Genomic DNA, 13727 nt, shown 5'->3' with positions numbered 1-13727 from the left:
TCGATTATCGCATAATTTGCAATAACCAGCTTCCATCAATGCTGATCCGGCACTTTTGGTGCGGCAGCGTTTGTCCTCCAAATTAAATAGTCGATTTTATACTATTCGTACTTCGCCTATTAACTTGAGCGACAGCCAACGCTCATGCCCCGAGTGAAATCAAACTTCGGCGAAGAATACGCGATATTTCTCGCGACGCTTCGGCGTTCCCGTGAAAATTCAGGACGAACGCAGACTGATGTAGCCGAATTCTTGAAACGCGACCAAAGTGTGGTGAGCAAATGTGAAAGAGGCGAGCGCAGGATCGACGTCATTGAACTACGGGACTACTGTCAGGCGATAGGCATAGAACTGCGAACATTCGTGGACATACTTGAAAAGGAAATTACACAAGCAACGTCGGTAAAGGCTTCTCTGAAAGTCAAAAAGCGTAGCTCACGTTAGGGAAGAGTATTCGAAAATGAACTTTACTATTCCAATTTGATGATCTTCACACTAGCCGATTCCGCAGTTTGACTGGCCACAACCTGGGAACTGTGCAGCCGTTCTAATATGACTTCGAGGTTTTACTGCACTAAGGCACATCACAGAATCGAGATTCGGTTTCGCCTGGATCCCTTTTCTCCGTTGCACCAGTGAACGGCTTGAACATTCTCCGGGTGATCGTCTCTCCATACCCCTCCCATTCCCAGTGGACTGATGTGGTCCGGCACGATGTCGCCATAGTCCGTGAAGTTGGCACCGCATATCCCGCATTTACCGCACTGGGACCCTCCTCGTTAGATTGCAGCTGAGTTCGAAAAGAATGTCGCATCCTGCGAACCTGTTTCCCTTGCAATGCGAATTCAATCAATGGCAGACTCGTCTCAAGCCATTCCGGGACTGTTCTCAACACAGTCCGAGAATCGTGACCACACCCGTCGCTTGCATCCCCAAGCGCGAGTCCAGGTCGTACCGACCTGTGAGAGTCAGATCTGGTGCTCTTTCGCAACGGGTGTCTCAGGAAAGATAGGCGACAGACAAACAGTCCTCATTCTTTTGCCTTGGACAAAGACAAGACTCTGGACCGGATTGGCCATGAACCAACCGATCCTGAAGTGCCCCCAAAGCGAGGCGTGTATGGCAAATCTTCCCCCATCCTCTGAGGACTCCCGACGCTGGAGTCCAGAGGCCTTGGCTCTTGCCGCTCAGGCCAAGGTCCTCTCTGGAAACAAACTTGAGCAGCTGGTCGTTCGATTGCAGCGCAACACCGGGCGTCCCAGCGAACAATGCTGGCGCTTCGTCATCCAGTACGGGCTCAAAGGGAGAGTGGCCAATCGCCGCTGGACGGACGAGGAAGTCGAGTTCGTGCGCGAGGAGATTGTCAAGCGGTCTGTTGACGAGATCGCGAAGAAACTCGGTCGCACACCCCAGTCGGTTCGAAGTATGCTGCAGAGGAATCGCCTCGGAGTACGAGAGATTCGCTGCGACCTCTTCTCTCTGGAGAGTCTTGCAAGGGCGCTGCATATACGAAAGGACGAGATTCGTCTCTGGATCGAGCAGGGCTGGTTGCAAGCCTCTGTTTCCACGGACGGCAGAAGGCGTTCCTACACCATCACTCCCGAATCCCTAGCGGACGCCTATAAGCGCCATCTGCCTGATCTCTTGAAGCGTGGTATTCCCAATCAATCTCTGTTCGAAGCCTATGTCCAATACGTGCATTCGCCGAAGCACACGGTCGGCGAACAACTTCTCGATGTCCGCCGGGACAAGCGGGAACGAGCGGCATTTGCGGCTACCAGGGTGAGCGATCTGCGGCAAGAGTCACCGGAGGAGGACGATGAGAATGACAACGACGAGGGAGAATACCGCATTGGTTTCAACGAAGACTCTGGGTTTCAAGAAGCATAGGCCATTCCTTCGAGGTGATCACCGCGAGTTCTGCGATGCAAGCTTGCGTTCGAGACGGCTCTCCATCTGCGGCGCAGTCTCCAACACGGTTTGCGGCCTCTTGCTACTTGCCGCGCTCACGATTGCCGGACGAATTTCCTATCAATGGATGAATCACGCTGTGGATGAGTATGTCAGCCAAACGGCCTGGCATGAACCACTGGATAGCTGGGCTTTTTGAACAATTTTGCTGTCGATCCGAGTCCCGGCATGCTGAGTCGGCGAGTTTCCCGTGAAGAAGTTTGCCGAAGCGCCATCGCAACTCGCGCATCTGAGCCAAGAACACTCATGTGGTGAGTGGTCGATCGGCAGTTGAGTGATCAGGTCAGGACGAGGCCGCGGCCTAGTGGTCGAGAGGCAGGTAACAGTACTGAAAGTTACTTTTTTGCGACGGGTTGCGCGCTTGATGAATCACCCAAGTATCTGCGGTTTCGGCAGGAGGCCTCCAGATGAAACAGATTGGCGCCAAGCTCCGTGCTGTCAGGATGAAGTGGGGACTCACTCTGCGTGAAGTGGAGGAGCGTAGCTTACGTATTGCACAGGATAGGGAAAACCCATCTTGCCGAATCTCCGCGAGTTGGCTGAACCGTGTCGAGCGCGATGGGCGGGGTCTCTCTGTGATCAAGCTGATCGTGCTTGCGGCCATCTACAGCATTTCCCCTGAGCAACTGCTTGCCTATTGTTCGAGCGCCGCCAAGAATTCATTGGAGCGCAATTGCCCGCTGGGTCCCAATACGACCCTTCTCCTGACAGATGGGCCATTAGAAGAGCACGCGCGGTCGTGGCTTCCCGACAGCATCGCCGTTGAACCCATCCCTGATAGTACGACTCTCCTTTCGCCGGAGGGTCCTCTGCCGAGTCAATTCCGCCGCGGCATCATCGGGCGGTTGGATAAGACCCTCGATCCGATGATCCGGCCTGGGGCTATTGTCCTGATCAACACTCTGCGACGCTCGATCGCTCACCGGAGAGATTGGACGAACGAATTCGATCGCCCGATCTATTTCCTTCTGACGCATGCAGGCTATTTTTGCGGCTGGTGCGAACTTGACAAGAATGCGGAATGGCTGACCCTGGTTCCACATACCCTTTCCTATGCGATCGGTCAACGCTGGAGATACCGGAAGGAAGTCGAGGTGATCGGCCGTGTCGCCGCCGTTCTGATGTGTTTGGAAGAGACATCCTCTGCAGCGTAGACGGGAGCCAGGTGCGGTCAAATGCCACATGAGCACCAAACCTCTCTGAAATAGGCGACCAGACCCGCATCACGTCCTCAGATGGCTTTCTCCAAATCGGCCAGCATGACATGGTTGCCCAATTCATAAAGAGCAAGTAGCCGGCGCGTCATAAGATAATACGTCGCGACCGCGCGTTGGGCATACATGGGAAATGCGCTCTCCAGCTTGCCGGTTCTCTTTGCGCCGCGAAGTCTCTCGACATGCCACTGGATTTCCCTGGCGCTCAGACGCATCTGCTCTGTCACAAGAAGCGCCTCGGGATACCACTGCTGAACGTAAAATGCCAAATCGATCAGTACGGCGCAATTTGCCGCCAGCACTTCCAGACCGTCGAGCCCGCCCACCAGCTTCCATATCTGTGCCGCATCGAGAGTCGCGCTCCCCTCATCCCTTCGCTGTTGCCCGGACTCGTCGATAATGTCGAGCGCGACTTCCGCAATGGAACTGCGGTCCACAGCAGTCAACCGTTTCAAAAGGTTCTCCCAATCATTTCGTGAAGATCTCCGGGCGCGACGAAGATAATGCGCGGCGATCACCAGAAGTGCAGTCACAAGAATCGCGACCGAGAATAGATAAACGACCGTGCGGGTGTTCACCATCATTTCCTCACACGAATTTTTTCAAGGTCCGAGTCCACAGAATGCTGCAACCGAATCAACTGCCCGCGCAAACTGTCTGGAAGCTTCCTCGGTTCCGGAGCATTGCGCCAAAGCATGATGATCCAGTACGCAACGCAGACCAGATAAGCACTCATGCGGAAGTGAGACAACAGCGCATAAACCTGCGTGTTCCGGCCCGCACCGAAGTAGCTGTGCCCGGTCTCGATCAACAGGTCGATGCTGGAATAAACACCAAGCCCCTGGGAAATTCGAGCGACATGGGACTTCCATGGAAGCCCCGACTTTACTGAAAGGACAACCATCCAGACGAAGAGTTCGCTCAGGCAGACGGATGAGAAAAAGTTGCTCCTGATGACAACTGCCTGCATCCAGAGCCGCACAGGCGGTGCCGCCAGCCAGGTCAGGCCCGCGGCAACAATAATTGTTGCCGCCAAAAGCCAGGACAACGTGCCTCGAATGTCGCGCGCCCATCGCCCGAGGGGGCGGAAAGTGTGGGAGTACATCTCGTAGACGACCGCAAGTTGCAACCCGGTGTCGAGCAGCCCGAGCGACCAAAAGGTGTAGAAGTAGCAGGCTTTGTTCCCATGCCGCTCGACGAAATAGAGTGTTACCGTCCTTACGATGTTTGAAAAAATAAATGCAGAGAAAATCGGGAATTCCTTAAAACGGCGGCGGATGAGGAGGACACAGAAAAGGATTAAATGTGCTCCGAAGCCGGCCGTCCAAAACAGAAGATCAAGATCAGTTAAATGCATCCATTCCTCTCCGCTCGGACGGCCGCCAGGGGGCGCTATGGACTGGATTTTACGCCAGATTGAGCAAAGTGAGAATGATGCTCACGATGTCTGGTTCGATGGGCTCCGGATCGGTCCCGGTAATGCCGTCCGCGGTGGGCGATGAGGAACTGCTCGATGTTGGGGAGGACGTGGAGGTTTGCCCCGGACCTGAGGCGAACGCCCGGCCAACAGGGCCGGTCAACAGTACGAGGAGTAGAACAAATGACAGTTTTCGCACAGCATACTTGGACATTGGGGGAGTCTCCTTTTCGAGCGCAAATGTGCGCTGAGGCGGAGACTAGAGATTTCACGCGAAGAATCCGACGAATTCGCGGAGTCCGTTGCTCATGCGCAATTGCAGTGGACCCGAAGACCAATTACTGACTCATTCGATTACACTCGCAAAGCGTTCAATGAAACATATGTCCACGGTATTTCTGCGCAGTATGGTTTCGGATAGGCAACAGGTGTCACCAATTCCATCGACGGTCGATGTCACCGATTTCGGATAGAGGATCTTACAGTACGAATCCAATCTCCCTGAAGAAGGAGTTTCACGGTTCCGTCGGCCGGTTAGAGGGCGACATGATCGAGTTGCTCCACGGTACAGATAGGAGGAAATAACGCACGGGCCGAAAATCACACTCGGCTAGATCCCTTGTCCCTGTTGCACCACCAGTGGACTGCCTGAATGTTCTCTGGGTGGTCGTCACGCCATGCCCCTCCCATTCCTCGGGGATGAATGTGGTCGGGTACGATGTCGCTATAATCAGTGAACGGTTCGTTACAGAGGGCGCACTTGCCACGCTGGGCCGCAATCTTCCGGTCGAGGAGTTTCCGCATTTCTCCGTTCGAACTCAGTTCCCGGTATCCCCGGGGATGTTGTGGGTCTTCAATGCGTCGAACGCCCAGCTGGCGCTGGTGTCTTTCTCTTGGTATTGCTTCTCTGCCGCAGCAGCAGAGGGAGGGGTGGATCGGGCAGAGTTGGTTCCGGCGGGGCCTCATGATGTTCTCCTTATTTGTTTGGGTGCAATGGTGTGATTGGGATTGGCAGGAAACGAGATCGTCTGCTTCAGCCACCGGAAGCGCATTTGGCGAGCATCTCGGCTGACTTGTGCCTGGTCTGGAGCAGGATGTCGTGCTCGCTGACCCCGTTTATCGCCGCTCTGGCGATGTGGCCGGCGCGCCAAGCGGTCCGGTTCAAGATCCAGCCGATGCAGTTCTTGTGAAGTCCGCGGGGATATCGATATAGAAGAAAACCTTGACATGGCGAAGCGCTGTTGTCAGCACATCCTGAACACGCAATGGCAACAGGCTGCAGGAGTAACCGGCGTTGGTATGGCGACTGGAACCTTGAGGCATCCTGCTTGGTTGCGGTCCGAGGAGGCTCCCGGAGCTTATGGCGTTTCGGGGGTAATCCGGCCTGATAACCGAAAATGGACGGTTCTGGGGAGCCGTGAGGTCGAAGATCTGGCCATGTTGATGATTCGGCCTTCCCGATTCGCAGCAAATGGTGTTGATCAAATGGTTATCTCCGAATAGGTTACGACACACCCGGAGCCGCTTGAATAGCCGTCTGAGCGGCATTTGCCCGCGTGACTGTCCAGAGGGGACATCTCTCTGTTCAGGAATGGCTCGGGCTAGCTTCTAGCCCACGATCAGCTCTCTGCGTCCATCTCGTGTCAAATCCGTGAAAGGGACCCGCGCGGGGAGCCCCTAGCACGGGGGAAACTTTCTTGACGCAGCCTGCACGTTAAGCTAACGTGATGATGTGAGCCATCTTAAGACCATCGCTTGTCGTATTCCCGCGCAGTTGTGCGACCGCGATCTTGCATTTTCCATTTTGTAACACTCTGGAAGATTGGAAGGAACGCCGCACAGCCTGCGAGGCTTCAGCCCGCAGGTTTTTTTGTGTCTCGCTTTGGCCTTCGGTCATCGACCCAGAATGCCCGAATCAGCACGAGGAGTACGCAATGAGTGTAGTTCGAGATGTGGTTCTGAAATCCCAACGACGGTACTACCATGCGTAACCAGATCCTTAGTTTCTTGCTCCTTTCAAGCACGCTCATCCTTGAAGCGGCATGTTCCCCTCTTGCCTCCGCACAGAGCGTGGGAACGACAAATGATCGAAAGATCACGCTAGCGGAGGTGATCGATTTCGCGCGCAAGAACTACCCTGCGATCCAAGCCGCACAAGCAGAAACAAGGGCGGCAAATGGCCAAGTCGGTGTCGCACGAACGGTCTACCTGCCGCGAACTGATTTGCTCTGGCAAACAAATCGGGCGACGGCGAACAATATCTATGGGCTACTGCTTCCACAAGGTGTGATTTCGACTATTTCGGGTCCGGTGATCGCGTCCGATCCTTCCCGGAGCGCTTGGAGCAGCGGTGGCGGGATGTTGATGAGCTGGCAACCGTTCGATTTTGGGGCGCGGCGCGCGAAAATCGATATCGCCCTTCAGGGGAGCGCAGCCGCGAAGCAGACAGCGGCTCTGACCACGCTTGAGGTGACGGCAAACGCAGCAAGCGCCTTCTTCGATCTTGCAGCTGCCCAACAGCTTGTTAAGGTTGCACAGGCAAATGTCGAGCGGAATGAGTCCTTCAACAAGGCGGTCCATGTTCTGGTTGACAACACACTCCGTCCAGGGGCCGACGCATCGCAGGCAAACGCGCAACTTGCCCTGGCCCGCAATCAATTGATCCAGGCAGAGACGGAAGCCTCGATTCGCCGTTTAGCGCTGGCAAAGTATCTTCCCGACGGCGACAAGGAAGTTGAGATCGACGTCTCTCAAATGCTCGCGGTGCTTCCCCTTGCCGAGCTTGCCTCGACGCTACCGACTTCCCATCCGGCAGTTCTTGAAGAAGACGCTCGGGTCCATCAACAAGAGGCGCAGAAACATCTGCTCGATCGAAGCTACGTCCCGAGCTTCAGCACACTTGCGGCAGTGTCCGGCAGGGGCGCTGGAACAGATGCGAGCGGGCATTTTCCTGGAGGCACGGCAGGACTGGCACCGGACACGTTCAACTGGGCAGCGGGCTTCCAGGTGACGTTTTCGGCGTTTGACTTCTTCGGCATTCGAGAACAGAAGAAGGTGCAGGCTTCAAATGTTCAGGCAGAAGAGGCCCGGTACAACCAGTCGCTCGATGATGTCTCGGCAGCCATTGCGCAAGCTCGCGCGAGGCTGACGGGGGCGCGTCAAATTGCGGCCAACACCCCGGTTGAACTGTCCGCCGCACAGGCAAATGAACAACAACAGCAAGCGAGGTATCGTTCCGGGCTCGCGACCGTAGTGGATGTTGCGGCCTCGGAAGGAGTCTTGGCTCAGGCTCAAGCTGATGACGCTATCGCCCGCTTGAGTGTGTGGCGCGCGGAACTTGGAGTTGCCGCGGCGCAAGGCGATATTCAACCCTTCTTGCAGACAATTCAAAGCCATACGGAAGGAAGATAACAACCATGTGGCTGATCCGAATTGCTCTTCGCCGCCCCATCACGGTTCTCGTTCTAGTCGTGGCTTTGGGCCTGTCCTCCATCCTGGCGATATTGCGAACGCGCGTCGACATCTTTCCAAATCTGGATTTACCCGTCATTTTTGTTGCTCAGCCTTACGGGGGCATGAGTCCGCAGCAGATGGAGGGATTCCTCTCCTACTACTACGAGTACCACTTCCTATACATCAACGGCATTGAGAGCGTGGAGGCTAAGTCAATCCAGGGCGCAACACTTCTACGCCTCTCCTTCCATCCGGGCACCGACATGAGCGAGGCGCTCTCGGAGACTATCTCTGAGGTAAACCGGGCACGAGCATATATGCCGGCAGGCACCGTGGCCCCCTTCGTAGTCCGCTATGATGCCGGAACCTTGCCTGTTGGGTATATGGTTTTCACAAGCCCGACACGAACGCTCGGTGAGATTCAGGACCTCGCTCTCAATCGCGTCCGCCCAGTGTTCGCGACATTGCCTGGGGTAACTTCTCCCCCTCCGTTCGGGGGCAACCAGCGCACAATCGTCATCAATGTCGATCCAGAGAAGCTGAAAGCGTATGGGCTGTCAACGGAGAACGTGGCCCAGGCCCTCGCCACCGGAAACATTGTTCAACCTTCCGGCAACGCCGATATCGGCACGACCCATACCCTCGTCACGACCGACTCGAATGTGACTCAGATTACCGACTTGCTTGGAATACCGTTGAAGCTTGGGTCCGGGCCATCGGTCTACATCCGTGATATAGGCAGCGTCTCGGACTCATCCGATCTTCTCGCCGGCTATGGTCTGCGGAACGGCAAGCGAACGATTTATATCCCGGTGACAAAGCGGCCCAATGCTTCTACGCTCACCGTGGTTAACCAGGTGCGAGAGAATCTCCCGCGCTTTCAGTCACTCATTCCAGACGATATAAAAATCACTTATGAGTTCGACCAATCGCAATATGTGCGGGACGCTCTTAACTCTGTTTTGCGCGAGGGACTGATCGGGGCGCTTCTTACGGGCTTCACGCTGTTTTTGTTCCTGCGTGACTGGCGATCTTCGCTCATTGTGGTCATTACGATCCCGCTGGCGCTTTTGACAGCCGTCGTGTTGCTTACGCTCGTAGGAGAAACCATCAACATCATGACCCTGGGTGGGCTCGCCCTCGCTGTCGGCGTGCTGGTTGATGAAGGAACCGTCCTACTTGAAAACATTCATGTCCATCTGGCCGCCGGGGAAAATACTGCAGGCGCTGTTTTGCTGGCCAGCCGCGAGGTTGCACGACCGCGATTGCTGGCCATGCTCTGCGTAATGGCCGTTTTCATTCCGTCCTTTTTCATGACGGGACCGGCTCGATCTCTTTTCTTGCCTTTATCTCTTGCTGTCGGCTTCGCGATGCTTGCGTCCTATCTTCTTTCCAGTACCCTCGTCCCCGTACTGGCGAACTGGATGCTGAAGTTGAAGGACGAAAATGGCACAGGGCACCGGGAAGAACGGTTCCATCGTTTTCGTGGAGCATTCGAGCGGACATTGGATCGCGCCATGCGTGCTCCAGGCATGCTTCTCGCTTTGTACGGCGTCACCGCATTGCTCGTGCTCGTGCTTGTCACGCCTCACATCGCCGAAGAAATATTTCCCTCCGCTGCGTCCTCGCAATTTCGGCTGAAGATCGACGCACCGGACGGAACACGCGTTGCCGTTACCGAGGACCTTGTGCGGCGGATTCTGGACACGATTCAAAACGTCGCTGGCGAAGAGAACCTGGAGCTGAGTATTGGATACGTCGGAAATCAAGGCTCTTCCTATCCGATCAATACGGTCTATCTGTTTACGAGTGGCCCCCAGCAAGCAATTATCAATGTCTCGTTGAAGCGGGGATCACCTCTGAAGGTCGCCAGCCTCGAGAACCAGCTCCGACAAAAACTGTCGAAGCAGTTTCCGGATGTTCATTTCTCTTTCGATCCAGGCGACCTCGTAAGCCAGATCCTGAGCTTCGGATCGTCTTCCCAGGCTGAGGTGACAATCGCGGGACCGCAGTATGCTGACGTTGCCACCTACACCGAAAAAGTGCGACAAAAGCTGGCAACCGTCTCCTCTCTGCGCGATCTGGAGTATGAGGAGCCGCAGCAGTATCCGGCTATCGAAGTTCATGTGAACCGGACGATTGCCGGTCAGCTCGGCACAACCGCAAACGATGTGGCAACGTCGATTGTGGACTCCACCGCATCCAGCCGCTTCACTGCTCCCAGCTTCTGGCGTGATCCCCGATCTGGAATCGCCTATCAGGTACAGATTCAGGTGCCCCAGGCGAAGATGACGTCGATGGCGGACATAGGCAATATCCCCGTCAACAGTTCGACCGGCACTAAACCGCTGGTGAACCAACTCGCCGATTTACGGGCAACAGCCGTGCCTGGGGAGCTTGATCGGCGAAACGGTCAATGGATGCTCGCGCTTTCTGCCAACGTCGCCAATCGCGACCTCCGGCTTGCCAATAATGACATCCAGCAGGCTTTGGTCGATGCGGGGAAGCCACCGCGCGGAGTTGAAACTCAAATACGGGGCCAGGTCAGCGCTTTACGACAGATCTTTGTGGAGCTTTCTATCGGTCTCGCCGCTGCAATTGGAGTCATCCTGCTCCTGCTCACGGCGAACTTTCAATCGCTTCGCCTGGCCTTGGTGGTGCTCTCCACGGTGCCAGCGGTTCTCGCAGGAGCCATCCTTATGCTTCTGTTGACGGGAACGACGCTGAACCTCGAAAGCTTCATGGGCACCATCATGGCGGTTGGTGTCGCAGTCGCCAACGCAATTCTTCTGGTCAGCTTCGCGGAGCAAAATCGTCTTCAGGGTGCGGCTTCCCACGAGGCGGCGAGAGCCGCCGCCTCAGAGCGTTTGCGGCCGGTGCTTATGACGAGTCTTGCTATGATCGCGGGCATGATCCCGATGGCGCTCGCCTTTGGACAAGGGGCTGAAGAGACAGCGCCTTTGGGGCGTGCTGTGATTGGTGGTTTGCTTGTGGCAACGGTAGCGACATTGTTCCTTCTTCCCATGGTTTTCGGGATCGCGCAGCGCAATGCTTCAACCGTCTCCAGATCCCTCGATCCCGAAGATCCTGAAAGCAAATGGTTCACAAACAAACAGGAGGCGCACGATGAAACGCCTGCTCTTAGCTTCCAATGTTCTGCTCCTTGCTGCGCTCGGCTGCAATAGTTCGCCTGATAGGAGTGCAGATCAGAAGACCTCGCCTTCAGGCCCCAATTCGGCGACGGTGGTAAATACTGTGGCGGTAGCGTCGCGCAAGCTGCATACGACCATTACCCTACCGGCGGAGTTACTCCCCTACGAATCCGTGGATATCTTTCCCAAGGTCACAGGCTTCGTACAGACCGTCAACGTGGATCGTGGATCGCATGTGCGGCGCGGCCAGGTTCTGGTTCGATTGACGGCGCCGGAACTCAACAGCCAACGATCCCAGGCAGAGGCCGCGGTGAATGCAGCTCAATCCCAACTCGCAACGGCACAGGCAAAGCTGGCTTCTGACAACGGTACCTACCTGCATATGGCGGCGGCGGCAAAGACTCCCGGAGTGCTCGCAGAAAATGACGTGGCGGTCGCAGGTCAAACCGTCACCGCCGATCAAGGAATCGTGGCGGCGGCAGAGCAGAATGTTACTGCTGCTCGTCATGCGCTAAAGAGCGTAAGTGAGACCGAATCTTATCTCAGCATCACAGCGCCATTCGATGGGGTCGTGACTACCCGAAATCTCCATCCTGGAGCGCTCATCGGTCCTGCGTCGGGCCAGGCCGGTGCACAGCCGATACTCCAAATTGTTAATGACAAGCGGTTGCGATTGGTTGTGCCGGTGCCGGAAGCGCAGGTGGGTGATATAAAGGAGGGCCAAAAGGTGACCTTCAGCGTCCCTGCTTATCCGGCTCAGAAATTCACTGCTCCTATCCAGCGCATCTCCCATGAAGTAGAAGAAAAGTCCCGGACGATGCCTGTCGAGCTTGACGTTCTGAATACGAATGGAAAGCTATCGCCGGGTAGCTATACGACAGTGCAATGTCCGTTGGATCGCAGCTATCCGACGCTGTTCGTACCCACTTCTGCTGTCACCAGCGATCAGCAGCATACCTTTGTCATCAGAGTGCAAAATAGCAAAGCCGAGTGGGTTACGGTTCAAACGGGCCTGACCGTCGAGAGTGATATCGAAGTCTTCGGAGATTTGAAGGCTGGCGATCAAGTGGTCAAAGTGGCGACAGATGCGATTCGATCAGGCGAGAAAGTCAAGTTACAACCGACCACGATGGTGCGATGAGTGAGGACAGAGCGACAGCTCTCGGAGCAATCTAGCGTCAGCGTGCGAAGCAGATCCTCATCCTACTGTCTTGGCGAAGACATCCAGAATGAGCGGCTTTATCTTTTTCAAAAGCCAACGTGTGCGGCGCGGTGTGGGCGGATCTTACCGGCTATCCGGAGATTACCACTGAAATGTCGCTATGTATTCCCAAATCCCCCGGGAGATTCTGGGTTGGCTACACTCTGACTAGCCCCGGAGAAATTCATGTCCTCAGAGGTTGGGTCTCATTGCTACTTGATCCTCAGGTGCCAGCCTCGCCGCAACTCAGCGCCGGGAACTTCTTCTTCGCGCTGGATGGCAGTTTTGATCGTGTCGTTATCTGGCCTTGACTCATCTACGGCACTCTCAAGCATTCTGCTGAGTTCGTCGGGGAGACTTGCCAGAACAGTTTCCCAGAGAACGCCGCTAATACGAGCGTCGATCCGGCGAAAAGCCACCGGAAGTGCCGACTCGTCTGTGATCCGAATAGACTCCTGGCTATTCTTCTGGGCGCGCAAGGTGAACTCGCGTCCCTCGATCGCTTTGAGCTCACGGCTCATCAGGTAGTAGAGCACCATGTTCTTCGTTCGTTCAACCTTGCCGGCCGCGGCTCGTGCCCGGTCGCCGAGGCGAGCAGCCTCGGCGCGGCAAAACTGCTCACGCGCCTCCATCCGGCGCAGGAAGCGCCCGATCCTGTCCACCTTTTCGTCGTGGGCCGAGCAGAACTGCTGGAAGCGGGCGACGAGATCCCCGTCAGGTTCGTCGCCAAGAGCAGTTTGCTCCTCGATCTCATCGAGAAGGCCGTCGAGTTCCGCGTCGATCTCAAAAAGCGAATTTGTTTCAGCAATCGTTGCCATGGTCTTCTCCCTCACTGGAGTTGTGGTATGCCAGCAGCATCAAGCGGCAATTCGTTCCTGAATGGTGGCTGCCTGGCGGCTTGGTAGGCAAGCGCATCTGCGCGGGATTGGATCGGGTGGCCATTGTGCCCTCTAATCCAGCGCCAACGAATTGTTCGCACTTCGTTAAGCTGGAGCAATTCGCGCCAGAGTTCCTGGTTCTGCAACTCGAAGCCACGGCTATTGCGCCAGCCAAACCGCTGCCAGCGAAAGACCCGGAATCGCATTCCGTCGATGAGCAACTCCGAGTCAGAGCGCAGTTCGATTCGCGCGCCGGTTGGCGTCAGGCGAAGTGCCTCGACTGCGGCGCGCAGTTCCATTTCAGAAACGGTCGCCCACGGAACCGATCCTGCAATTTCCTGCCGCTTCGTCCTGTGGAGCACGATAGCTGCCCAGCCGGCAGGGCCTGGGTTTCCGATGGCCGAGCCATCGGTAAAGATGAAGAACTGCTTGTTCATGGGG

The 13727-nt window shown here is 55.8% G+C and carries 13 protein-coding genes; 7 read left to right on the top strand and 6 right to left on the bottom strand.

What is annotated here, in order from left to right:
• Positions 1–144 precede the first annotated feature (144 nt).
• From ACOBR2_RS14870 to ACOBR2_RS14855, 4 genes are all read left to right on the top strand, one after another.
• Positions 145–444 (top strand): helix-turn-helix domain-containing protein, encoded by a 300-nt coding sequence (locus ACOBR2_RS14870; RefSeq protein WP_420236902.1) that lies wholly within the window; start codon positions 145–147, stop codon positions 442–444.
• A gap of 729 nt (positions 445–1173) precedes the next feature.
• On the top strand, positions 1174–1890 hold the full coding sequence (locus tag ACOBR2_RS14865; RefSeq protein ID WP_420236901.1) for a hypothetical protein: 717 nt from the start codon (positions 1174–1176) through the stop codon (positions 1888–1890).
• A 43-nt stretch (positions 1891–1933) separates the two neighbouring features.
• On the top strand, positions 1934–2110 hold the full coding sequence (locus tag ACOBR2_RS14860; RefSeq protein WP_420236900.1) for a hypothetical protein: 177 nt from the start codon (positions 1934–1936) through the stop codon (positions 2108–2110).
• Positions 2111–2378: 268 nt separating this feature from the next.
• The gene (locus ACOBR2_RS14855; RefSeq protein ID WP_420236899.1) at positions 2379–3125 is read left to right on the top strand and encodes a helix-turn-helix domain-containing protein; all 747 of its coding nucleotides are present in this window, start codon (positions 2379–2381) and stop codon (positions 3123–3125) included.
• A gap of 77 nt (positions 3126–3202) precedes the next feature.
• On the opposite strand, the gene ACOBR2_RS14850 is transcribed toward ACOBR2_RS14855, so the two are convergent.
• The 4 genes from ACOBR2_RS14850 to ACOBR2_RS14835 form a co-directional block, all read right to left on the bottom strand.
• Positions 3203–3769, bottom strand: coding sequence for a hypothetical protein (locus tag ACOBR2_RS14850; RefSeq protein ID WP_420236898.1), 567 nt, complete (start codon positions 3767–3769; stop codon positions 3203–3205).
• Positions 3766–4542: a hypothetical protein gene (locus ACOBR2_RS14845; protein ID WP_420236897.1), complete on the bottom strand. Its 777-nt coding sequence runs from the start codon at positions 4540–4542 to the stop codon at positions 3766–3768. Before ACOBR2_RS14845 ends, ACOBR2_RS14850 begins: the two co-directional genes overlap by 4 nt.
• A gap of 660 nt (positions 4543–5202) precedes the next feature.
• Positions 5203–5406, bottom strand: coding sequence for an HNH endonuclease signature motif containing protein (locus ACOBR2_RS14840; RefSeq protein WP_420236896.1), 204 nt, complete (start codon positions 5404–5406; stop codon positions 5203–5205).
• 910 nt (positions 5407–6316) lie between these two features.
• Positions 6317–6499 carry a hypothetical protein gene (locus ACOBR2_RS14835; RefSeq protein WP_420236895.1) on the bottom strand — a complete coding sequence of 61 codons (183 nt, stop codon included), beginning with the start codon at positions 6497–6499 and terminating at the stop codon, positions 6317–6319.
• Between the two features lie 86 nt (positions 6500–6585).
• Here ACOBR2_RS14835 and ACOBR2_RS14830 point away from each other — a divergent pair, with 86 nt between their 5' ends.
• Genes ACOBR2_RS14830 through ACOBR2_RS14820 form a run of 3 tightly spaced genes read left to right on the top strand, consistent with a single transcriptional unit; the run spans position 6586 to position 12348 of the window.
• Positions 6586–8013, top strand: a complete 1428-nt coding sequence (locus ACOBR2_RS14830; RefSeq protein WP_420236894.1) for a TolC family protein — start codon at positions 6586–6588, stop codon at positions 8011–8013.
• A gap of 5 nt (positions 8014–8018) precedes the next feature.
• Positions 8019–11240, top strand: coding sequence for an efflux RND transporter permease subunit (locus tag ACOBR2_RS14825; RefSeq protein WP_420236893.1), 3222 nt, complete (start codon positions 8019–8021; stop codon positions 11238–11240).
• Positions 11182–12348, top strand: coding sequence for an efflux RND transporter periplasmic adaptor subunit (locus tag ACOBR2_RS14820; protein ID WP_420236892.1), 1167 nt, complete (start codon positions 11182–11184; stop codon positions 12346–12348). Before ACOBR2_RS14825 ends, ACOBR2_RS14820 begins: the two co-directional genes overlap by 59 nt.
• 272 nt (positions 12349–12620) lie before the next feature.
• Here ACOBR2_RS14820 and ACOBR2_RS14815 read toward each other — a convergent pair whose 3' ends face one another.
• Together ACOBR2_RS14815 and ACOBR2_RS14810 are read right to left on the bottom strand one after the other, a co-directional pair.
• Entirely contained in the window at positions 12621–13226 is a 606-nt protein-coding gene (locus ACOBR2_RS14815) for a siphovirus Gp157 family protein (RefSeq protein WP_420236891.1), read from the bottom strand.
• 11 nt (positions 13227–13237) lie between these two features.
• On the bottom strand, positions 13238–13723 hold the full coding sequence (locus ACOBR2_RS14810; protein ID WP_420236890.1) for a ribonuclease H family protein: 486 nt from the start codon (positions 13721–13723) through the stop codon (positions 13238–13240).
• Between the last annotated feature and the right edge of the window lie 4 nt (positions 13724–13727).

The organism is Telmatobacter bradus, from assembly GCF_048629425.1.
GTDB lineage: Bacteria > Acidobacteriota > Terriglobia > Terriglobales > Acidobacteriaceae > Telmatobacter > Telmatobacter bradus.
The sequence above is the reverse complement of the archived record's forward strand: the minus strand, read 5'-3'. Positions and strand labels throughout refer to the sequence as shown.